The organism is Mycobacterium sp. (genome assembly GCF_035633495.1).
Taxonomy (GTDB): domain Bacteria; phylum Actinomycetota; class Actinomycetes; order Mycobacteriales; family Mycobacteriaceae; genus Mycobacterium.
This window is the reverse complement of the sequence record NZ_DASQEU010000115.1, coordinates 1-22,047: the sequence shown is the minus strand read 5'-3', so window position 1 is coordinate 22,047 and position 22,047 is coordinate 1. Positions and strand designations below refer to the sequence as shown.

Sequence of the window (22,047 nt, the reverse complement as noted above, 5' to 3'; positions counted from 1 at the left end):
CTCGTCACCAGGGCCCGAACCCGCCGCTGTTGGCCCGTCGCAGTGCGCTGACGTAGTCGCCGCGTTCTCGTGAGACCTCGTCGGTCCCGATGGGGACGGCGAGAAGTCCGCGGATGTCGTCGACCGATGTGTATCCCTTGCGTCCCATCCATTCACACAACCCGTCGAGCAGTACGGCGGCATATTCCGGGCCGTGGCGTAGGAGTGCCGACGCGGTCATCACCACGTCAGCGCCTGCCAGCAGGTACTTGATCAGCTCCGTCGATCCCTCGACACCCGTCGTCGCGGCGAGCGAAGCACCGATTCGTCCGTGCAGCAGGCTAATCCACGTCATCGGCAGTCGAGCCTCCGCCGCCCGCGACAGCGCCAGCCCCGGTGCGACGGCCAAGGTCTCCGGGTCGATGTCGGGCTGCAGGAACCGATTGAACAGCACCAGCCCGTCCGCACCGGCCAAGTCCAGTCGCCGGGCCATCTCAGCGGTCGCGCTGAAGTACGGGCTGAGCTTCACCGCCACCGGCACGGTCACGGCATCCTTGACGTTGGCGAGGATGTCGAGGTGACGTTCTTCGACGTCGCGTCCGGAGACGTGCGGATCGCCGGGCAGAAAGTAGATGTTCAATTCGATGGCGGCCGCGCCGCAGTCCTGCATCGACCGCGCGTAGCGGGCCCAACTGCCGGGCGTGCTGCCGTTGAGGCTGCCGATCACGGGAATCGACACCGCCCCTGCCGCACGTTCGAGCAGGTCCAAGTGCCGGCGTGGGCCGTGGTCCTCGTCGGCTCCGACCGGAAAGTAGGACAGGGCCTCGGCGAAGCTCTCGGAGCCTGCGTCAGCCAGTCGTGCGTTCCGCTCCGCCTCGAGGCGGAGCTGCTCTTCGAACAGCGAATAGAGCACCACCGCACCCACACCGGCGTCGGCGAGACGCCGGACACCGTCGACGGTCTTCGACAGCGGAGACGCCGAGGCAACCAACGGGTTGCGCAATTCGAGACCCAGATAGCGCGTGGACAGTTCCATCAGCGTTCCCTGCGAGCGTCGGGGTGGAAGTGTTCGGCACCGTGGGAAGCCATCTCCTCGTAGACATTCCAGCGCTGTGCGATCGCCTGCTCGGCCATCCCGAGAAGCCGCTCGTACTCGGCCGGATCGGCGTTCGCCAGTGAGCGGTACCGCAGTTCCCGGTTGCGGTAGCCGTCGAGCGGGATCCGCGGTCGGTGCGAGTCGAGCAGGAACGGATTCTTCCCGGCGGCACGCATCACCGGGTCGTAGCGCACTAGCGGCCAGTGCCCGCTCGCCACGGCGCGGTACTGCTGATCCATCCCGAGACGCATGTCGATGCCATGCGCGATGCACTGGCTGTAGGCGATTATCAGCGAAGGCCCGTCGTACGCTTCCGCCTCACGGAAGGCCTGCAGGGTCTGCTGCGAGTCGGCACCCATCGCGACCTTGGCGACGTAGACGTTTCCGTACGCGATCGCCTGCAGTGCGAGATCCTTCAACGGCAATGTTTTGCCTGCGGCAGCGAACTTCGCGACCGCGCCCAGCGGGGTCGCCTTGGACATCTGACCGCCGGTGTTCGAGTACACCTCGGTGTCGAGCACCAGCACGTTGACGTTGCGCCCACTCGCCAACACGTGGTCGAGCCCACCAGACCCGATGTCGTAGGCCCAGCCGTCACCACCGACGATCCACACGCTGCGCCGGACCAGGTGGTCCACCACGCTGAGCAGGTCAGCGGTCATGGCGGGATCCAGGCCACGGAGTCGGTTCTTGAGCTCGCCCACGCGGTCACGCTGGGCGGCCAACTCCGACTCCCGCAGCTGCGGCGCGCCCAGAATCGCGTCCACAAGTTCTTCGCCGATGGCGGCGCGCAGCTCGGCGAGGCGTCGCCGGGCCAGCTGGACGTGTCCGTCGCTGGCCAACCGCATTCCGAGCCCGAACTCCGCGTTGTCCTCGAATAGGGAGTTCGACCAGGCCGGACCCCGCCCGTCGGCGTTGGTGGCCCAGGGGGTGGTGGGCAGGTTGCCGCCGTAGATCGACGAGCAGCCGGTCGCGTTGGCGATCATCAGCCGGTCCCCGAACAGCTGCGAGAGGAGCTTGAGGTACGGCGTCTCACCGCAGCCCGCACAGGCGCCGGAGAACTCGAACAGCGGCTCCAGGAACTGGGTTCCGCGCACCGTGCCGAAGTCCACCTTGGACCGATCGTTGGTCGGTAGGGACTCGAAGAAGGCGATGTTCTCCCGCTCGGGCTCGATTCGTGGTTCGGCGGCGCCGAGGTTGATCGCCTTGGTCACGCTTGCGCCGGGGATGACGACGGGGCAGGCCTCGACACACAGGCCGCATCCGGTGCAGTCCTCCACGTACACCTGCAGCGAGAACCTGGCGTTCGGCAGGCCGACGGCGTCCAGCGGAGCGGAAGCGAATTCTTGGGGCGCCCCGGCCAATTGGGACTGGTCGTAGAACTTGGACCGGATCACGCTGTGTGGGCAGACGAAGCTACAGTTGCCGCACTGGATGCAGCTGTCAGAATCCCAGACTGCGACCAGCTCGGAGACGTTGCGCTTCTCGTAGGCAGTCGTACCGCTCGGGTAGGTGCCGTCCACCGGAAGTGCGCTGACCGGCAGCAGGTTTCCGCGTCCGGCCATCATCTCCGCGGTCACGGTGCGGACGAACTCCGGTGCCGACTCGGGCACAGTCGGTACCGGTGCGCGGGTGGAGGTGACCGATGTCGGCACCTCGATCCGGTGCATCCCGGCCACGGCGCCGTCCACCGCGGCCATTTCCTTGGCCAGCAACTCGGGGCCGCGTTTGCCGTAGGTCTTCTCCACCGATTCCTTGATCCGCATGATGGCCCGGTCACGCGGCAGCACGTCCGAGATCGCGAAGAAACACGTCTGCAGCACGATGTTGATGCGGCCGGCCAGCCCGGCCTCACGTGCGATCCGGTCGGCGTCGACGGTGTAGAAGCTGATCCGCTTGTCCAGGATCTGTTCCTGGACCCGCCGCGGGAGCGCGTCCCACACTTTCTCCGCCGGAAGTCGACAGTTCAGCAGCAGCGTCGCGCCGGGGGCGGCGCGACCGAGCACGTCGACCTTGTCGAGGAACCGGAACTGATGGCAGCCAACGAAATTGGCGCCATTGACGAGGTAGGGCGCGCGGATGGGATCCGGCCCGAAACGCAGATGGGACTCGGTCTGCGAACCCGATTTCTTCGAGTCGTAGACGAAGTATCCCTGCGCATGCAGGCCATCCTCGGAACCCATGATCTTGATCGTGTTCTTGTTCGCGCCGACGGTTCCGTCCGAGCCGAGCCCGAAGAAGACCGCCCGGAACGTGTTGGGTGACTCGATGTCGAACGACGGGTCGTAGTCGACGCTGGTCTGGGAGACGTCATCGTCGATACCGACGGTGAACCGCCGCCGCGGCTGCTCGCGGGCGAGTTCGGCGAACACGCCGGCAACCATGGCGGGCGTGAACTCCTTCGACGACAGGCCGTAGCGTCCCCCGGTGATGCGCGGCATCACCGGTCGTTCTCCGTCGGAGTGCGCCTCGGCGAGCGCCGCGACCACGTCCAGATAGAGCGGTTCGCCGATCGAACCGGGCTCCTTGGTGCGGTCCAGGACGCCGACCGTCCGCACCGTCGAAGGCAGCGCTGCCAGCAGCGCTTCGGTGGGAAATGGCCGATACAACCGCATCTGCACCACACCGACCCGCTCGCCATTCTCGACGAGTGCGGCAACGGTCTGCACCACGGTCTCAGCACCCGAGCCCATCAGCACCAGCACTCGGTCCGCCTCCGGGTGCCCGGTGTAGTCGACGATGCTCATCGTGCGGCCGGTGCGCTCGCCGAGGCGGGCCATCAGGTTCTCGACCACCCCGGGAACCCTTGCGTAGAAGGGGTTTACGGTCTCTCGTGCCTGGAAGTACACGTCCGGGTTCTGGGCGGTGCCGCGGATGAACGGCCGCTCGGGAGACAGTGCCCGTCCGCGATGCGCCCGAACCAACTCCTCGGGCACCAGCGCCCGCAGGTCATCGTCGGACAGCGTCTCAATCGTGTTGAGCTCGTGCGAGGTTCGGAACCCGTCGAAGAAATGCACGAACGGTACCCGGGTCGCGAGTGTGGCTGCCTGCGCGATAAGCGCCAAGTCGTGTGCCTCCTGGACCGAGGCGGACGCGAGCATCGCGAACCCGGTTTGCCGCACGGCCATCACGTCCGAATGGTCGCCGAAGATCGACAGACCCTGCGCGGCAATTGATCTGGCGGCAACGTTGATGACGGCCGAGGTCAGTTCGCCGGCGATCTTGTACATGTTGGGAATCATCAGCAGCAGGCCCTGCGATGAAGTGAAAGTCGTGGTCAGCGCGCCGCTCTGCAGGGCGCCGTGCAGTGCGCCCGCCGCTCCACCCTCGCTTTGCATTTCGACCACTGTCGGGACGGTGCCCCACACGTTGGGCCGCTGTGCGCTGGACCATACGTCGGCTAATTCGGCCATCGGCGAGGACGGTGTGATCGGGTAGATGCAGCACACCTCGTTGAGCCGGTACGCGACCGAAACGGCGGCCTCGTTGCCGTCCACCGTGGCGCGGGTCATGTCGGCTCCGGAAACATGTCGATGGCGTGGACGGGGCACTGATCGGCGCAGACGCCACAGCCGGTGCACTTGTCATAATCGAACTCGTAGCGGTGCCCGACTCCGAGTTTGATGACCGCGTCCTCGGGGCACGCGCCGAGGCAGCCGTCGCATTCGAAGCAGTTACCGCACGACAGGCACCGCCCCGCTTCATAGGTCGCTTCCTCGGCGGACAGACCGCCGACGACCTCAGCGAAACCATGCACACGTGTGGTCGCATCGAGTTCGGGTTGCCGACGTTGCGCGGTGTCACCGAAGTACCACAGATTCAGCGCGTCGAACGACGCCGTCGGGTGCTTGGCCGGGCGCGTGGTAGGCGACCCGCGCAGCCAGGCGTCGATGTGGCGGGCCGCCTTCTTCCCGTGTCCGACGCCGACGGTGACCGTGCGCTCGCTGGGCACCATGTCACCACCGGCGAACACAGCCGGGCAGCCCGTCATCATCGACGCCGACACCTGCACGCTGCCGTCGGCGTCGAACTCCACCCCCGGCAGCGTCCGCATGAACGCCGACTCCGTCTCCTGCCCGAGCGCCATGATCAAGGTGTCGGTGGCCAGTGTCTCGAAGCGCCCGGTCGGTCGTGGGTATCCCGAATCGTCGAGTTCCATGACCTCGACCTGTAATTCGGGGCCGTCGAAGGCGGTGACCGTCCGAAGCCAGTTGATGCGGACGCCCTCGCGTTCGGCGTCCTCGGCTTCCTCGGCGTGGGCGGGCATCTGCTCGCGGGTGCGGCGGTAGACGATGACCGCGTCCTCAGCGCCGAGGCGGCGGGCGACGCGGGCGGCGTCCATCGCGGTGTTGCCGCCACCGTAGACGGCGACATGGCGCCCGATCGCCGGCTTCTCGCCGGAGGCGACACTGCGCAGGAACGACACCGCGTCCACCATCGTGCCTGCGTCGCGGGCCGGGATGTCGACGCGTTTGGCCAGATGCGCCCCGATCGCGACGAACACCGCATCGAATCCGCCCTCGTCACGCTCGGCGGCGAGGTCCTCGACCCGATGATCGAACGTGAGTCGCACGCCGAGTTCCGCGACCCGGTTCAGCTCGTCATCGAGCACGTCTCGCGGTAGCCGGTAGGCCGGAATGCCGTAACGCATCATCCCGCCGGGTAAAGCCCCCGCGTCCCGGATCTCGACCTCGTGCCCCAAGCGCGCCAGGTGGTAGGCGGCGGACAGTCCGCTCGGCCCCGCGCCGATGACCAGGACCCGCTTGCCGGTTCGGGTGGACGGTGGTTCGAACGTCCAGCCGCGCTCGCGGGCCAGGTCGCCGAGGAACCGCTCCACCGAGTGAATCGATACCGCGCTGTCGAGATTGGCGCGGTTGCAGACGGTCTCGCACGGGTGATAGCACACCCGCCCGTGGATGGCGGCGAACGGGTTGTCCGTGACCAGTTGACGCCATGCGGCTTCGTGCCGCCCTGCGGTGGCGTGTGCCAGCCAGGCCTGGATGTTCTCACCGGCGGGACAACCGGCGTTGCACGGCGGCAGCAGGTCGACGTACACGGGTCGACGCTCGCGCACGGGACCGGCGCCGGCGTGGCCATGCGAAAGGTCGGCAAGTGGCGTGACGTCCTCGGAATCGGCCATCAGCCGGGGAACCTGACGGTGGTTCCGGGCATCAGTTGAACGACGCGGCCGTGGCATTCCACTTCGATGCCTGCGGCGCCGTGCGGATCCACACTGATGATCACGCCCTTGCCGCTGACCCGCAGGTGCAGGTGGAGGCCGCGGTAGTGGATCGGTATCGCCAGCACGCCAAGCGATTCGGGCCAGTGCGGGGAAAGGATGATGCGGTCGGACCGGGTCTCCAGCCCGGTGAAGCACCGCTGCATGAGGTCGACGGTGCCGGCCATGGCCGCCAGGTGAATGCCCTCCGAGGTGGTGCCGCCCTGGATGTCGGAGACGTCGGACGTCAGTGCCTGTCGGAAGAATTCCAGGGCGCGATCGCGGTTGGCCCTGGCGAGTACCCAGCTGTGCACGACGCCGCTGAGCGTGGACCCATGGGATGTGCGGGCCAGGTAGTAGTCCACCATCTCCGGCACCCGGTCGGGAGGGAAGCGATAGCCGAGCCGGTCGAGTAACTCGCGCAGCTCATCGGCCGACAGCAGGTAGAGCAACATGAGCGCGTCGGCCTGCTTGGACGCCTTGTAGCGGTTGACGTCGTCGTCCTCGGCTTCCAGGATGCGGTCGAGCCGTTGGATGTTGCCGTACTGACTGCGAACGCGGTCCCAATCCAGTTCCGCCAGATCGCCGTAGCCCTCGAACTGGCTGATGACTCCGTCGTGGAACGGGACGTACATCCGCCTGCTGACCTCCTCCCAGTGCGCCAGCTCCTCACTGTGCAGTCCGAGTGCCTCCAGCAGATCGAGGCGGGTGGGCAGGGGCAGCAGATTCAGTGCGTCGAACGCGCGCATGATCACCCAGACCGCCATCACGTTGGTGTACGCGTTGTTGTTGATGCCGTCGTAAGGGGCTTCGGGATAACCGGAGTGGAATTCGTCGGGCCCGATGACGCCCTTGATGCCGAAGCGTTCGCGCTCGTCGTCGAAGGTGGCCAGGCTGACGAAGAAGCGTGCGACTTCGGCGATCAGCTCCGCGCCGTAGTCGATCAGGTAGGCGAGGTCGCCGGTGGCCTGGTAGAACTCCCACGCGCTGTAGGCAACAGCGATGCCGATGTGGTAGGCACGGGCGCTGGCGTCCGGGTTCCAGTGGCCGCTGCGCGGATTGAGGTGCAGTCGTTGACTTTCCTCGCGTCCGTCGCTGCCGGATTGCCAGGGAAACATCGCGCCGGTATGTCCGGCCGCGCGCGCGGCGTGCCGGGCCTCCGGCAAGCGCCGGTAGCGGTACCCGAGCAGGGACCGGGTGATCACCGGGAACCGCAGGTTGAGTACGGGGTAGATGAACAGTTCGTCCCAGAAGATGTGGCCGCGATACGCCTCACCGTGCAGCCCGCGGGCCGGCACCCCGACGTCGAGGTCACCGGTGTTCAGTGACACCGTCTGCAGGAGGTGCAACAGATGGAGGCGCAGGATCCGCACTTCGTCGGTGAAGTCGTCGAATTCGATGGACAACCGCTCCCACAGATGTGTCCACTCGGTCAGATGCCCGTCGAGTAACTCTTCGAAGCGGCCGAGTGGGGCAAGCGAGCGCTCGGCGTTGACGGCGGGTTCGGACGTCGCGACGTCGCGCCCCGTATAGACGGTGACGACCTTCTCGACCGTCATCGCCTCGCCCAATGAGAGCCGAACGACGATGTCGTGGCCGATCTCGGCGCGGTCGTCGAAAAGCCGGAAGGTGGCCGCAACGGGCTCGCCGTCGCGCCAGACGGCGTTTCGCGCTGCCATGGCCACGGGAATGCGGGATTGGCTCGTCTGCACCGTCAACAGGACAGAGCTGCCGGAGACTTCCCGCTTGTCCACCAACTTGAGATGCTCACTGGCTAAGTCCCGGTAGCGCTCGACCAGTGAGTTCGTGACGTTGCCGTCCAAGGTCGAGCGAACCTCGACGGTCCCGGACCAGTCCTCGGCGCGGATGGTCGTCTCGAGGGCACCGACGTGCGGCATGTGCATCGCCACGAATCGTCGTTGCGACAGTAAAGTCGTCCGCTGCTCATCGTCGCGGAAGCGGACCTCGCGGGTCAACACCGCGCCGCGAAGTTCGAGCGTCTGCCGGTAGGACAACACGGTGACCGCGTCGACGTCGAACCAGCTTCCACCGTCGATCCGGAAGGTCAACGACAGCCAGTTGGGCAGATTGACCAGGCTCTCGTTGTCTATCTCGGTGCCCGAGACGTCGTCGACTAGGCGGTTGTAGACCCCGGCGCCGTAGGTCCCCGGGTAGTGCACCTGCCCGGCCTTCGACTCTGGCGCCGCTCCCCGGGTGGCGAAGTAGCCGTTCCCCAACGTGCACAACGCCTCACGGAGCTTCTCGTTCTGCGGATCGTATCCGTCGAAGTCGTAATCCCACGCCTCGCCTGACACCTGGTGTTTGTAAGCCAGCCACTGAGAACCGCGCTGGATGAACTCGCGTACCTGATCCGGACTCTGCAGGGTGAAGCGCGCAGCTGTCTTGCGGTCGCCGTCCTCGTCGTGTCCGACGACGATCCCGATGCCGTCGAATTGGACCGCATCAAAGGCGTCTTCGTCGGTGAGGTCGTCGCCGATGTAGATCGGCAGCAGGGAACCGGACGGGTCGATGCGGTCGCGGATCCAGGCCAGCGTGGTGCCCTTGTCCCAATCGAGGTCGGGCCGCAGCTCGACGAGCATGCGCCCGCTGGTCACGCGGAGACCCACCCGCGCCCCGAGTTGATGCGTGGCCGAAACGATCTCACTGACTCGTTCCGGTGCGACTTCGCGGTAGTGCACCGCGACGGCGAAGCGCTTGTGCTCGACGCGCACGCCTGGAATCTGGGCCAGGCTCTGGCTCAGCTCGGCGGCGGCCTGCTCCAGGACGGGCACGAACACCGCAGCCGCCTCGTTGCAGTGATAGGTGCCGTCCGGCTCCGTCAACTCGAACCCGTGGCTGCCTGCGTACCAAACGCCGGGGATGGCGACCCGGTCGCTGACATCCGCGAGGTCGCGGCCACTCAGGATGGCCACGGCGCATACCTGGGAGACGAGTTCCAGCGCCTCGGCCGCGCCGTCTACCAGCCTGGCCGCGCCGGGGTCCGAGACGATGGGGGACAGCGTTCCGTCGTAGTCCAGGAACAACATCGACTCGCGCGCGCTGGTGATGCCAACCAACTGGCCATAGGACGTCAATGCATTCGGCAGCTCCGACATCCGGTTGTCCCCCATGCGGACGGCGATGTCGGCCAGATCGCCGAGCACGACGTCGGCACCGTGGCGGGTCAGCTCGTCGGCACCTCCGGTCCCGTCGATGCCGACGACGAGCCCGAACCCGCCGTCGCGCCCCGCCGCCACGCCGGCGGTGGAGTTCTCGACGACGACACACCGTTGTGGTCGCACCCCGAGTCGGTGGGCAGCCTCCAGAAGCACTGCGGGATCGGGCTTGTCGGCCGTTCCGCGTTCGCCTGCGATTCCGTCGATGCAGACGCCGAACAGGTCGTTGATCCCGGCGACCTTCAGGGCCTGTTGGCATTGCGGGCTCGACGAGTAGGCCGCCGCGGCGACCCCGATGCCCTGCAACTTCCGGGCCAGGTCGACCGTCGCCCCGAAGAGCGGCACCTCGCTGTTCAGCGCACCGTCGAGGTCGAGCAGCACCGCGTCGTGGTAGCGCGGATCAATGGTGACCGGCAGCTTCATGGCACCGGCACGGGCTGCTGCTCCAGCTCCAGCACCTGGCGGGTGGTCTTGACCACGGTGTCAGGATTCAGACTCATCGAGTCGATGCCCAGCCGGACCAGGAACTCGGCCATGTCCGGGTAGTCCGACGGTGCCTGTCCGCACAACCCGGAGTGAATTCCGTTGCGGTGACAGCCTTCTACGGCCAGTCGGATCATCTCCTTGACGCCTTCGTCGCGTTCGTCGTAGTCGAAGGCCACGATCTCGCTGTCACGATCGACGCCCAGCGTCAGCTGAGTCAGGTCGTTGGAGCCGATGGAGAAGCCGTCGAAACGCTTGGCGAACTGGTCGATCAGGATCACGTTGTTCGGGATCTCGCACATCGCATAGACCTTGAGCCCGTTCTCGCCGCGCTTCAGGCCGAGGTCGGCCATGGTCTTCAGGACGAGGTCGGCCTCGGTCACCCGCCGCACGAACGGAATCATGAGCACGACGTTGGTCAGGCCCATCTCCTCGCGGACGCGTTTCATCGCGCGGCACTCCAGCGCGAAGCCCTCGGCATAGGCGGGATGCGCGTACCGCGATGCGCCTCGGAAGCCGATCATCGGGTTGCTCTCTTCTGGCTCGAAGGCTGTTCCGCCGACCAGGCTGGCGTATTCGTTCGTCTTGAAGTCCGACATCCGCACCACCACGGGCTTCGGCCAGAAGGCCGCAGCGATCGTGCCGACTCCTTCGGACAGGCGCTCCACGAAGAAGGCGCCTCCATCCGGGTAGGCATACGTAAGCCGATCGATCATCCTTCGAGCCTCGGGGTCGTCGACCTTGTCCGGGTGCAGCAGGGCGAGCGGGTGGACCTTGATGTACTCGTTGATGATGAATTCCATCCGGGCGAGCCCAACACCGTCGTTGGGAAGAAACGACGTCTTGAAGGCGAGATCGGGGTTCCCCAGGTTGAGCATGATCTGGGTGCGCGGCCGGGCCAGGTCGCCGACCTCGGTCCGATCGATGCTGAAGGGCACTTCGCCCTGGTAAACACGCCCGGTGTCGCCCTCGGCGCACGACACCGTCACCAGCGCGCCATTGGGCACGCTCGTGGTCGCGTCGCCTGTTCCCACCACCGCCGGGATGCCGAGTTCACGGGAGATGATCGCCGCGTGGCAGGTCCGGCCGCCACGGTTGGTGACGATCGCCGCCGCGGCTTTCATCACCGGCTCCCAGTCGGGTGTGGTGATGTCGGAAACCAGTACCTCACCAGGCTTGAAATCCGACAGGTGTGCGAGGTTGTCGATGCGTCTCACCGCGCCGGTAGCGATCTTCTGGCCGACCGAGCGGCCCTCGGTGAGTACCTCGCCTCGTCCCTCGAGCACGTAATTCTCCAGCGTGGTGCCGCTGCGTTGGGAGGCCACCGTCTCGGGGCGGGCCTGGACGATGTACAGCTTCCCGTCGAGACCGTCCTTGGCCCATTCCATGTCCATCGGCCGCCCGTAGTGCGCCTCGATGGTGCACGCGTAGCCCGCCAGCTCCACGACGTCCTCGTCGGTGATACAGAATCGGGCGCGGTCGGCCTTCGGCGTGGGGATGTTGCGCACCGCGTCCTTCGTCCCACCCTCGACGAAGATCATCTTCACCGCCTTGTCGCCGATGAGACGGCGCAACACCGCGCGATGGCCGGCCAGGTAGGTCGGCTTGTGGACGTAGAACTCGTCGGGGTCGACGGCGCCCTGAACGACGTTCTCACCGAGGCCGTAGGCGCCCGTCACGAACACGACGTCGGGAAAGCCCGACTCTGTGTCGAGGGAGAACATCACGCCCGACGCGGCGAGGTCGGAGCGCACCATTTTCATCACGCCGATCGACAGCGACACCTTGAAGTGGTCGAAGCCCTGGTCGATTCGGTAGTGGATGGCGCGATCGGTGAACAGGCTGGCAAAACAACGGCGGCACGCATCGAGGAGACTCTCGGCACCCTTGACGTTGAGATAGGTGTCCTGCTGGCCGGCGAAGCTCGCCGTCGGCAGGTCTTCGGCGGTCGCCGAGCTCCGCACCGCAAGGCTCACTTCCTCGCCGTACTCCTCCTGCAGCGCGCGGTAGCCGTCCACGATCTGGGCGGCCAGGTCATCGGGAAGCCCGGCGCCGTAGACGATCTCTCGGGCATTTTTGGCCTTGCGCGCCAGCGCTGTGACGTCGGCGGGGTCGATGTCGTCGAGCTCGGCATGCAGCCGATCCCAGGCGCCCACCCTGTCCAACATGTGGCGGTAGGCCTCGGCGGTGGTGGCGAACCCGTTTGGGATGCGGATCCCCTGGTCGGTCAGCTTCTGGTACATCTCGCCCAGCGAGGCGTTCTTCCCGCCGACGAGCGGCACGTCGTCTATGCCGACTTCCTCGAAGAAGCGGACGTACTTGGACGTACCCATCACGTGTCCTCTCGTCGCGCGTCTCGCAGTCGGCAGCGTCGACCGCGCAGCGCAGTTAGGTTCCAACCTGGCACGGCGGCGCGGCGGCAACCAGGGCCGAAGGTCACTCCAATGGTCAACAGTCCAAGCGGAGTTGGGTGTTGCTCGTGGGGACGTGCGACGCCGAGTCACAAAGGACATCAAGGCGAGGACCTTGTGCCCTGCTCCTGGGCCCCAGGCGTCGTCAGACTTGAGGTCGCGCGCAGTCGATGCCGCAACACGGTCCACTAATCATCGAGGAGACGTCATGGCGATCAGGGTGGGTGTGAACGGTTTCGGCCGTGTCGGCCGAAACTTCTTCCGGGCGGTCGACGAACAACGCGCCGCGGGCTCTACCGACGTCGAGATCGTGGCGGTCAACGACCTCACCGACACCCGGACTCTGGCGCACCTGCTGAAGTACGACTCCGTCCTCGGGCGTTTGCCGCACCCCGTGTCGATCGATGGCGACGACCTGGTGGTTGGAGCGCAGCGGATCAGGGTCTTTTCGAACCCCGACGGGCCCAGGGCGGTGCCGTGGGGCGACCTCGGTGTGGACGTCGTGGTCGAGTCCACCGGTCGGTACACCGCCGCGGAGCAGGCCAGAGGTCACCTCCACGGAGGCGCGAAGAAGGTGGTGGTGTCCGCGACGTCGAAGGGCGCCGACCTCACTGTCGTGATGGGCGTCAACCACCGCGACTACGACGGCTCACAAACCGTCGTCTCGAACGCGTCGTGCACGACGAACTGCCTAGCGCCGATGGCCAAGGTGCTGGACGAGGAGTTCGGCATCGAACGCGGCCTGATGACGACCGTCCACGCTTACACCCCGGACCAGAACTTGCAGGACGGTCCGCACCGGGACCTTCGCAGGGCGCGCGCCGCAGCGATCAACGTGGTGCCCACGTCCACCGGCGCTGCCCGAGCGATCAGCTTGGTGCTGCCCCAACTCGAAGGGCGCCTCGACGGGTACGCGTTGCGAGTGCCGGTGCCGACCGGTTCGGCGACCGACCTCACCGTCGTCGTCCGCGAACCGGCGACCGTCGAAGCAGTCAACGCCGCGTTCGCGGCCGCAGCGGAGGGTGAGCTCAAGGGCTTCCTCACCTACACCGAGGATCCCATCGTCTCCTCCGACATCGTCACCGACCCCTCGTCGTGCATCTTCGACGCGGGGCTCACCAAGGTCACCGGAGACCTGGTGAAGATCGTCGGCTGGTACGACAACGAATGGGGCTACTCCCATCGTCTCGTCGACCTTGCCGGTTTGGTCGCATCGACCATGTGAGCAAAGGAGTCGTCACGCCGAAGTCCAACAATCGGTCCGGAATCGTCGTCGGTGTCGACGGGTCGCCCGCCGCCACGTCCGCCGTCCAGTGGGCGGCCCACGACGCCGAGCTGCGCAACGCTCCGCTGACCCTCGTACACGTCCTCACCACGACGGCGGGGACGTGGCTGGGAACACCCCTACCCGCCGACTGGACGAGCGGGCAGCAGGAATGGGGACGCCATGTGATCGACGAGGCCGTGAAGGTCGTCCGCGAGAGTTGTGTGCGCCCAACGGTACAGATCAACCGCGAGACTCCCTCAGGGGGAATCGTTTCCGCCTTGGCCGCCCTATCCAAGAATGCCGAGCTGGTCGTGGTGGGCCGACGCGGCACCGGGAAGTCGCGGGGCCGGCCGATGGGGTCGGTGAGTTCCGCGGTGGTCCATCACGCGCACTGTCCCGTCGCCGTCATCCATGACGAGGATCCGCCGATGGAGCAGCCCGCGCAGGCGCCGGTGCTCGTCGGGATCGACGGCTCGCAGGGAGCGGAACTGGCGACCGCGATCGCCTTCGACGAAGCCTCGCGCCGAAACGTGGGGCTGTTGGCCGTGCATGCGTGGAGCGACATCGGTGTGATGGCCTTGGCGGGCATCGGTGCTGACGGAATCGGCACGCCCGCACTGAGTTCGATCGAGGACGAAGTGTTCGCCGAGCGCCTGGCCGGTTGGAGTGAGCACTACCCCGACGTGTCCGTGCACCGTGAAAGCGTGCGCAACGATCCGGCCACCGTGCTCGTCGCCGAATCCCGTCGGGCTCAACTCACGGTCGTCGGCGGTCACGGCCTCGGCGGTTTCGCGGGAATGTTGCTGGGCTCGGTCAGCACGGCGGTCGTGCAGTTGGCCCAGTCGCCGGTGATCGTGGCGCACCAGCGCAAATAGTGGGGGTGGGAGATTCGCATGAGCAGCACGGTGGTCGACGCCGCTGGATTGCACGAGTTGGTGTCCCCTCTGCTCGACGGCGGATACCGTGTCGTGGGTCCCACGATGTCGGACAACGCCTTCGTGCTCGACGAACTGCAGTCGGCCGACGATCTGCCGAAGGGCTGGGGTGTGCTGCCGACGGGCTAGGGCGTGGACGTGGGTTCGCAACCATGACCCGTCGCCGCCCACGCGGCACCCGGTGTTCGGGTCCTCGGTGACGCCGTTGACCCGTGCCGCGTTCTCGACGATAGGGCCGGTGCGCGGCTGGCCAAGGTCGTCGATGCGGCGATCGCGACACCGCCGGTACCGGGACGGATCCATCGCTGCACCATCGACCAATTACACGCAGCATCGACCACGAGCTCACATGGTGTGGACCTCGCCACGGTCCTCGCGCTCGGCGAGATGCTCGACCGGAGGCCGGCTGCCGTCGTGCCGGAGGCGGTCGCCGCCGGTGATGGCAGAGGTCGGTTACGGGGCGTTGGCCCGCCGGGAAGGGGCCGAAATGCCCTGTTCCTGACGCGCTCGATGGTCAATGCTGAATTCGGACGGAGGCAGGGCCGATGGGTACGCACTGGCTGGTGATGGATAGCCCGGACGACGTCGGTCGCGCGCCCTACCGCGCCCGGCTGGCTGCGGCCGGCCGGCATCTGCCCGACACTCGGGTCACCACCGACGAGCTGATGTCGACGACGCGTCACAACACCCACATCGACCTGGAACGACTGACCGGAATTTACGAGCGGCGCGTGGCGGTGGGAGACGAGGACTCCTACAGTCTGGCGATCGCGGCGGCGCGAGACTGTCTGGGCAGGGCCCAATGCGACGGCTCCTCGCTGGACGTGGTGATCAATTGCAGCATCACGAAACTTCACGACGGCCTCAGCCAGTGGCTCGAGCCCACCGTGAGCAGTGCCGTCGCCCGCGCGATCGGCGCCCTCCGTGCGATGACCTTCGACGTCTCGAACGCGTGCGCCGGAATGCTCACCGGCGTAACGATTCTCAACAACTGGATCCGGCAGGGCATCGTCGAGCGCGGGCTGGTGGTCAGTGGTGAGCACATCTCCCAGCTGAGCCACAACGCCGCACGTCACATCCGCACCATCATGAGCAAGGAACTCGCCTGCATGACGCTGGGTGACGCTGGTGCAGCCCTTCTACTCGAGCGAGCCGACGCCGAGTCGGGGGCGATCACCCTCGCCGGATTCACCACCGTCGCAGATCACAGCCGGCTGTGTCTGGCATACCCAAAGGGCCGAGACCCGGGCGCCCGAATGTTCACCGACTCCAGAGCGATTCAGCGGGCCGCCATCGCGGACACGCCAATGCTGTTGGAGGAGGTGCTGACGGCAGCGGGCATCGAGATCCACGACATCGACCACGTGATCACACATCAGACATCGGCCCGGGCGATCCGCAAGGGGATGGCCGAAGTGTCCGCGGTCTTGGGTGACAGCCCACGGCACGATGCCGTCATCACCGTCGACCGCTACGGGAACACGGCATCCACGACGCACACGGTTGCGCTCGTCGAAGAACTGGAAGCCGGCCGGATCCGGCCCGGCGAGACGATCGCACTGATCGCACTGGCATCGGGTCTCGAGATCGGGGTCGTTCTCGTGACCGTGGACGAGGATCTGGTGGGTCGCTATGGGCACGATCATTGACCGACTGGGAGTCGTCGAGGGCGGTTGGCGGACGCGTCACAGTGCGCTGCACCTTGCGGTCTCGGCCGCCAAGTCCTGCCTGCACGACGCGCAGCGAGACGCCGATGACGTCGATCTCCTGGTCAATGCGGGCATCTACCGTGACAGAAACTTGGCTGAGCCCGCCCTCGCAGCGCTCATCCAGGAGGACATCGGCGCCAATCCCGAGGATCCGCACGGGAATGCGCGTGGCACCTTCTCGTTCGACATCTCCAACGGCACCTGTGGGATTCTGACCGGTCTGCAGATCGTCGACGGTTTCTTGCGATCGCACACGATCGAGTGCGCGCTCGTCACGGCCAGTGATGCCAACCCCGGCCGCGGGCTCAGCGAACACTTCCCGTTCTCGCCGGTCGGAGCTGCGCTTCTGTGCAACTGGACCGACGACGATTACGGCCTCGGACCGGTGAGCTGGGTGAACGACCCCGATGACGGTGAACACTTCCGCGCGACCGTCGGATCCGAGGATTCCCGAAACGTGTTGCGATTCCATGAGTCACCCGCGTTGGACGCGTCGCTGGCCTTCTCCGCAGCACGCGCGTCGCGCGTCTGCCTGAACGACTCCGCGCTGACGCTCGCCGACGTCGACGTCATCGTTGCCGCACCCGCACGCCGCGGATACCGAACTGCGCTGGCAACGCAACTCGACGTGTCCCCGGAGCGCATCGTCGTCGCCGACGACGAGAGGACCCATACCGCGTCGCTCGCCGCTGCGCTCGAGCACGTGCTCGATCATCTTCCGATCGGGGCCCGCATCATGCTGGTCGCCGCCGGTGCGGGAATCACGGCCGGTGCGGCGCTCTACCGCGAACCGCCAGTGCCGCGCTGGAACCCCGTTAGATAACGACGTCCTCTGCCTCGGGCGCCAACTCGAAGATTCGCTCGGTCTCCTCGCGGCGGCACGGAGCCGTGCCCGGGGTCATCAGCATGGCGGCGCCCGTGGCAATCCCGAACCGCACCGACTTGCTCAGCGACCATCCCCGGGTCACGCCGACGGTGATCGCCGCGACCATCGCGTCGCCGGCACCGACGCCGCTGAGGACATGCACCGGGACCGCCGGGAAACGTTGGTTGCCATGGGTAGTGGCCAGGAGGGCACCCTTGGACCCCACGGAGACGACGACGGCCTGACTGATCCCCGCGGCGATGAGCTCGTGCGCGGCGGCCAACTGCTCGGATTCGGTCGCCAGCTCACGACCGAAGCACTCCCTGAGCTCGCGCACACTTGGCTTGAGCAGGAACACCCCCGACGTGATGTGCTGAAGTCCGCCGCCGGACGTGTCCAGGACCAGCGGCACCCCAATCTCTCGGCAGATGTCGGCGACCCGTTGGTAGAAGTCGAAGGGAACGCCCGGTGGGAGGCTGCCGCTGGCGACCACGATGCGGGCCGAGCGTGCCGCGTACTCGAGTTCGTCGAGACACTTCGTTTGTTCGGCGATCGTGAGCCGCGGGCCGGGTAGGACGAACCGGTATTGCTGACCGCTGCTGGACTCGTCGACGGTGAAGCTCTCCCGAGTCGGCTCGGAGATCGCCACTCGGCGATAGGGCACGTCGGCATCGGCGACGAGCTCGGTGACCAGATCGCCGGTTGGTCCGCCCACGGGGAACACTGCTGACACGGACGCGCCAAGGATGGTCGCCACTCTGGCGACGTTGATGCCGCCGCCGCCCGCATCGTACCGGGCGCTGTGGCAACGGATCTTGTCCGTTGGAACCACACGGTCGGCACCGGTCGTGACGTCCAGCGCCGGGTTCATCGTCAGAGTGACGATGGTCGCCCCGTATCCGCTTCGCTCGCTTGAGGATTCCATTCGGCGTACCTACCTTGATCCGGTCGTGGATCCGCGCACCACGAGCACGGGGACGTTTGCGGACTGAGCCACCGCCGAACCGACTGATCCGAACCACGTGCTCGCGAATCCGCCACGGCCCCGACTTCCGACCACCACCAACTGGGCGTGCTTGGACTCACGAATGAGCCAGCGAGCCGGCTGATCACAGACGAGACGTCGCTGCACGTCCACGTCCGGATACCGTTCCTGCCAGCCGGCCAGCCGTTCGGCGAGGATCTCGTGTCCCTGACTCTCGTGCTCCTTCCAGTCCATGCCCAGCATCGGGAAGACGGCCACGTCGCTCCACGCGTGCAAGGCCACCAGGCCCACCCCGCGGCCAGACGCCTCTTCGAAGGCCATCGTCGTCGCTGCTTCCGAGGCCGGTGACCCGTCGACGCCGAGAAGGACGGGCGCATTGACGTCGGCGACCGCGGGTTCGGGACGAATGACGGCGACCGGGCAGTGCGCATGGTGCACCAGTCCGGTACTCACCGAACCCAGCAGCATCCGGCCGAGCGCACCGGTTCCACGGCTGCCGACGACGACCATCTGCTGGTTCTCGGAGGCGTGGACCAGCGCCGGCACCACGCTCGAATTCAGGGTCTCGGTGTGGACGTCGACGAGCCGTGCGTCGTCGACGCACGCGTGTGCAGTCTTGAGTCCCTGCTCGAGGACGTGCCGCGCGTTGTCCTGTTGCCACTCGGTGATGTTGGCGTACATCGGCTCCATCGGCCACCGAGCAACCACGGGTGCGACCACGTGTACCAACGTCATCGGTGCATGACGCATCACCGCTTCACGAGCCGCCCAGCGGATCGCAGCATCGGACTCCGCGGATCCATCGACACCGACCAATATTCCTGTTGCGTGCCCGGATTGGGACATGTGGTGCTCCTCCCTCAACGACGGATCTGCATGACTTCGCTCAACGGGCGGCGTGGCGTCGGTTCCGGGACCTTCTCGGAGGCCGGCGCTTCACCCGCCCGGATCAGCACTTGGGGGAAGGCCCGGTTGCCGGTCAGGTCCTGGATCACGGCACGGCTCTCCGCGAACTCGGTGATGTGCGAGAGCGTGCACGTGGCCAATCCGGCGATGGTGCATTCCAACAACACCGCGGAGAGGATCTGACCGCAGGTGAGCGCGTCGTCCCTGGTGTCCTCGGGCGTCGACAGGACGAGCACCTTCGCTTCGTCCACCTCGACGTCGGATCGTCTCCCGCTGATGCGCGTGACGGGGAACTCGCGGTTGATGTCGACTCGCTCGCGCTCATCCTCGGACACCAGCGCGCTGGACGGAACGCCCTGATAGGAGCGGAGAGGATCTGTCCACCAACGTAATTCGTCGTGGTAGTAGCTGTCGGACCGTCGGAAGGCCTCGGTGCGCCGAGATGCCGCGGCCAATGCCGGACGCGCGTCGTCGGCTAGCACGTCGAGTGTGACGGTACTGAGGTCGACGGTCTCCCGCAGGACGCGTAAGAAGGAATCCCAATCGCTGGGAGCGCGAAACGGGAGCCGATCCGTCCGCCGGCACGAGACCGCGTCGGCGCGGACCCGCTCGGCGGCGGTGGCGTCCTGTTGGCTGGGACTGAAGTCGAGAGAAGCGAGATGGTCCCGATCGCCCGGATTGGGAAAGCGGTCGACGTTGGTCGTCCACCCCGCGGCGGTCATCACGATCCGGAAATGGTCGAGAGCCGCTCCGCAGCTGATGATCGCCTCGCGACCGGAACGGTCGGCCGAGCGCACGACCCGTCGATAGTCGGCGAAGAGATCCACCGCCACCTTGCCGACGATCCATCGCCACGGCTGGCTGTTGTGCAAGGAGGGCGCTCTGCACGCCAGCCGGATCGCGTTGGTGACGACTTGGGTGTTCACCATCGTGCGAGTCATGGAAACGGGCCTCCTGCCAATGTCGACTCTAGGGATTGACGCAATGCGTACCAGGGTCATTGGTCCCCGCGGCCCGGCCATTGGACCCGACGCTTACCAAGGCCCTTAGAGGAGGTTGGTGATTCGGCCTAGCGTAGATCACATGGGAGTGCGGTACCGCCGAACGACGGTCTCCGCCTAGTCCACCCATCCGGGAGAAATCATGATCGAGTCGACGGGTCGACGCAGAGTCGTCGTCGGAGTGGACGGATCACCGTCGTCCGATGCGGCCGTCGGCTGGGCCGCGCACGAGGCCGCTTCGCGCGGGGTGCCGTTGACGCTGGCCTACATTCAACCGCTTCCGCTGGAGATGTCCTGGCCGGTACCGATGGTGTGGTCGGAAACATCCGAGCAACAACAGAAGTACGGCGAGGGCATCGTCCAGCGCGCATACGAGGTCGTGATGGACAAAGTCGGTGACGACGGCGCCGTCGAGGTCGAACGCGAAGTGTCGGTCGGGCCGATAGTTCCGACGCTCGTCGATCTCTCGAAGGGCGCCGACATGATCGTGGTGGGCTGCCGGGGACAGGGCCCGGTCGATCGCCTGCTACTGGGGTCGGTGAGCTCCGGCCTGCTCCACCACGCCCAGTGCCCGGTCGCGGTGATACCCGACGAGGTGTCCGGGGCATCCCCTCGCGACGACGCTGCGGTCCTCGTCGGGATCGACGGCTCCCCGGCGTCGGAGACGGCGACGGCGATCGCGTTCGACGAGGCCTCCCGCAGGGGCGTAAGGCTGCGGGCGTTGCACGTCTGGAGCGACTGGACGAATTTCGAACTCCCGGGGTACGACGTGGCCACGGCGGCGATGCAGGCGCAACTAGCGCTGGCCGAACGCCTTGCCGGCTGGCAGGAGCACTACCCGGACGTCGCCATCGACCGCATCGTCGTGTGCGGGCATCCCGTCGAGGTGATTCTAAGTCACGCAGGGTCAGCGCAGCTCGTCGTGATCGGCAGTCACGGGCGCGGCGGGTTCGCGGGCATGTTGCTGGGCTCGGTGAGCACGGCGGTCGCCGAGTCCGCCACGATCCCCGTGATCGTCGCCAGGGGCTCATAGGACGGTAGCCGAGGACCAATGACCCTGGTACGCGGTCGAAAGTTCCCGCAGAGTCTTCGGTGACAACGAAGACCAGGGAGAGACCAGTGAGTCACAAGAAGCACGGCAAGTCCGAGCATCTCGTCAAGATCTGCGTCGAACGCAAGGGTGACGGCACGCAAGCCACCGCCAGCATGCGTTGGCACGATGTCGACCTGGTGGGCAGGGGCGACGCGGAGCTGGAGGACGGTGAACGGTACCCGAAGAGGGTCGGCGAGGAACTCGCCGTCGCACGTGCCCTGACTCACTTGACGAGGCAGCTGTTCGTCAACACTGCCGGTGACATCGAATCGGTTACCGGAGAGGCGATTTCGGTCCGATGACAGCGACTCGGCGTCGATGTCTCGGGTCGGTGACCGGGACGGACTACCGGCTGAGGAACTCCCGAGCTCCGTGGAACTTCGGTGGCGGCCCGGTGAGCATCAGGCCGCGCTCACCTCTTGAGTGTTGCAGTCGGGTCCGGCACTTTCGGGGGCGACATGCCGCTCGAGCGAGGCCCGAAGGGCGGGCAGGTGCAGGTGGCCGTTCACCCTGCGGAACTGCTTGGAGGCCTCGACCATGCCGGCCGCGCACCAGCGCAGCGCCATCTGCCCGTCACGCCACCGCTTGACGTTGCGGGCGTGGTCACGGCTGATGGAGATCATGGACTCCACGGCGTTGGTGCTGCGCAGCGTCCTGGCGAGTGTGGGCGGCACGTCGAGGCGCAGCACGGTCAGCGTCTCGTGCAGGCCCTCGCGCAGGCTGCCCGCGGCGCCGGGGTGGGTCTTGTCGAGCTCCTTGGCCAGCGCGGTGAGCCCGGCTTCGGCCTCGAGCGCGGAGTCGGCGTGGTAGGCCTTACGCATCCGCTTCTCCACCGGTCCGCGCATGTTCTCGGGCAGGTGGTCGCGCACGTTCCTGAGCTTGTGCAGCTGGCACCTGGCGATCACCGGCTTGTCGAACACCTC

Annotated in this window: 15 protein-coding genes and 1 pseudogene; 7 read left to right on the top strand and 9 right to left on the bottom strand. The window is 66.6% G+C overall.

Annotation, left to right across the window (positions count from 1 at the left end):
* Positions 1-4: 4 nt before the first annotated feature.
* From VET27_RS17450 to ppsA, 5 genes are read right to left on the bottom strand one after another with little or no spacing between them, the layout of a single operon-like run.
* Complete coding sequence (locus tag VET27_RS17450; RefSeq protein WP_526520342.1) at positions 5-1,015, bottom strand: dihydroorotate dehydrogenase-like protein; 1,011 nt, start codon at positions 1,013-1,015, stop codon at positions 5-7.
* Positions 1,015-4,587, bottom strand: coding sequence for a pyruvate:ferredoxin (flavodoxin) oxidoreductase (gene nifJ / locus VET27_RS17445; RefSeq protein WP_526520340.1), 3,573 nt, complete (start codon positions 4,585-4,587; stop codon positions 1,015-1,017). Before nifJ ends, VET27_RS17450 begins: the two co-directional genes overlap by 1 nt.
* Complete coding sequence (locus VET27_RS17440) at positions 4,584-6,215, bottom strand: NAD(P)-binding protein (protein ID WP_526520338.1); 1,632 nt, start codon at positions 6,213-6,215, stop codon at positions 4,584-4,586. The genes nifJ and VET27_RS17440 overlap by 4 nt, the downstream gene beginning before the upstream one ends.
* Positions 6,215-9,892 (bottom strand): trehalose-phosphatase, encoded by a 3,678-nt coding sequence (otsB, locus tag VET27_RS17435; RefSeq protein ID WP_526520336.1) that lies wholly within the window; start codon positions 9,890-9,892, stop codon positions 6,215-6,217. Before otsB ends, VET27_RS17440 begins: the two co-directional genes overlap by 1 nt.
* Positions 9,889-12,285, bottom strand: a complete 2,397-nt coding sequence (ppsA, locus tag VET27_RS17430) for a phosphoenolpyruvate synthase (protein ID WP_526520334.1) — start codon at positions 12,283-12,285, stop codon at positions 9,889-9,891. The genes otsB and ppsA overlap by 4 nt, the downstream gene beginning before the upstream one ends.
* Before the next feature lie 286 nt (positions 12,286-12,571).
* Here ppsA and gap point away from each other — a divergent pair, with 286 nt between their 5' ends.
* The 5 genes and pseudogenes from gap to VET27_RS17405 all read left to right on the top strand — a co-directional run bounded on the left by gap (position 12,572) and on the right by VET27_RS17405 (position 17,097).
* A complete protein-coding gene (gene gap, locus VET27_RS17425) occupies positions 12,572-13,588 on the top strand; it encodes a type I glyceraldehyde-3-phosphate dehydrogenase (RefSeq protein WP_526520332.1) in 1,017 nt (338 codons plus the stop codon).
* The gene (locus VET27_RS17420) at positions 13,585-14,505 is read left to right on the top strand and encodes a universal stress protein (protein WP_526520330.1); all 921 of its coding nucleotides are present in this window, start codon (positions 13,585-13,587) and stop codon (positions 14,503-14,505) included. Before gap ends, VET27_RS17420 begins: the two co-directional genes overlap by 4 nt.
* 18 nt (positions 14,506-14,523) lie before the next feature.
* Positions 14,524-14,679: pseudogene (locus VET27_RS17415) on the top strand (4Fe-4S dicluster domain-containing protein); the annotation flags it as partial.
* A 431-nt stretch (positions 14,680-15,110) separates the two neighbouring features.
* Positions 15,111-16,214, top strand: a complete 1,104-nt coding sequence (locus VET27_RS17410; RefSeq protein ID WP_526520328.1) for a 3-oxoacyl-ACP synthase III family protein — start codon at positions 15,111-15,113, stop codon at positions 16,212-16,214.
* Positions 16,198-17,097 (top strand): 3-oxoacyl-[acyl-carrier-protein] synthase III C-terminal domain-containing protein, encoded by a 900-nt coding sequence (locus tag VET27_RS17405; protein ID WP_526520326.1) that lies wholly within the window; start codon positions 16,198-16,200, stop codon positions 17,095-17,097. Before VET27_RS17410 ends, VET27_RS17405 begins: the two co-directional genes overlap by 17 nt.
* On the opposite strand, the gene VET27_RS17400 is transcribed toward VET27_RS17405, so the two are convergent.
* The 3 genes from VET27_RS17400 to VET27_RS17390 are packed head-to-tail and all read right to left on the bottom strand — an operon-like array spanning position 17,090 to position 19,971.
* Entirely contained in the window at positions 17,090-18,064 is a 975-nt protein-coding gene (locus tag VET27_RS17400; RefSeq protein ID WP_526520324.1) for a 1-phosphofructokinase family hexose kinase, read from the bottom strand. The genes VET27_RS17405 and VET27_RS17400 overlap by 8 nt on opposite strands.
* 9 nt (positions 18,065-18,073) lie before the next feature.
* Positions 18,074-18,970 (bottom strand): universal stress protein, encoded by an 897-nt coding sequence (locus tag VET27_RS17395; RefSeq protein WP_526520322.1) that lies wholly within the window; start codon positions 18,968-18,970, stop codon positions 18,074-18,076.
* A gap of 14 nt (positions 18,971-18,984) precedes the next feature.
* Positions 18,985-19,971 (bottom strand): Acg family FMN-binding oxidoreductase, encoded by a 987-nt coding sequence (locus VET27_RS17390; RefSeq protein WP_526520320.1) that lies wholly within the window; start codon positions 19,969-19,971, stop codon positions 18,985-18,987.
* 202 nt (positions 19,972-20,173) lie between these two features.
* Here VET27_RS17390 and VET27_RS17385 point away from each other — a divergent pair, with 202 nt between their 5' ends.
* Both VET27_RS17385 and VET27_RS17380 read left to right on the top strand, forming a co-directional pair.
* Positions 20,174-21,064, top strand: coding sequence for a universal stress protein (locus tag VET27_RS17385; protein ID WP_526520318.1), 891 nt, complete (start codon positions 20,174-20,176; stop codon positions 21,062-21,064).
* A gap of 86 nt (positions 21,065-21,150) precedes the next feature.
* On the top strand, positions 21,151-21,426 hold the full coding sequence (locus VET27_RS17380; protein ID WP_526520316.1) for a dsRBD fold-containing protein: 276 nt from the start codon (positions 21,151-21,153) through the stop codon (positions 21,424-21,426).
* A gap of 99 nt (positions 21,427-21,525) precedes the next feature.
* Here VET27_RS17380 and VET27_RS17375 read toward each other — a convergent pair.
* The coding region (locus VET27_RS17375; RefSeq protein WP_526520314.1) for a transposase at positions 21,526-22,047 on the bottom strand (522 nt) is incomplete at its 5' end.

Bases quoted from the DNA above. Each gene is read 5' to 3' on its own strand.
- VET27_RS17450 (WP_526520342.1), bottom strand. From the start codon at position 1,015: ATGGAACTGTCCACGCGCTATCTGGGTCTCGAATTGCGCAACCCGTTG.
- nifJ (WP_526520340.1), bottom strand. From the start codon at position 4,587: ATGACCCGCGCCACGGTGGACGGCAACGAGGCCGCCGTTTCGGTCGCG.
- VET27_RS17440 (WP_526520338.1), bottom strand. From the start codon at position 6,215: ATGGCCGATTCCGAGGACGTCACGCCACTTGCCGACCTTTCGCATGGC.
- otsB (WP_526520336.1), bottom strand. From the start codon at position 9,892: ATGAAGCTGCCGGTCACCATTGATCCGCGCTACCACGACGCGGTGCTG.
- ppsA (WP_526520334.1), bottom strand. From the start codon at position 12,285: ATGGGTACGTCCAAGTACGTCCGCTTCTTCGAGGAAGTCGGCATAGAC.
- gap (WP_526520332.1), top strand. From the start codon at position 12,572: ATGGCGATCAGGGTGGGTGTGAACGGTTTCGGCCGTGTCGGCCGAAAC.
- VET27_RS17410 (WP_526520328.1), top strand. From the start codon at position 15,111: ATGGGTACGCACTGGCTGGTGATGGATAGCCCGGACGACGTCGGTCGC.
- VET27_RS17405 (WP_526520326.1), top strand. From the start codon at position 16,198: ATGGGCACGATCATTGACCGACTGGGAGTCGTCGAGGGCGGTTGGCGG.
- VET27_RS17400 (WP_526520324.1), bottom strand. From the start codon at position 18,064: ATGGAATCCTCAAGCGAGCGAAGCGGATACGGGGCGACCATCGTCACT.
- VET27_RS17395 (WP_526520322.1), bottom strand. From the start codon at position 18,970: ATGTCCCAATCCGGGCACGCAACAGGAATATTGGTCGGTGTCGATGGA.
- VET27_RS17390 (WP_526520320.1), bottom strand. From the start codon at position 19,971: ATGACTCGCACGATGGTGAACACCCAAGTCGTCACCAACGCGATCCGG.
- VET27_RS17385 (WP_526520318.1), top strand. From the start codon at position 20,174: ATGATCGAGTCGACGGGTCGACGCAGAGTCGTCGTCGGAGTGGACGGA.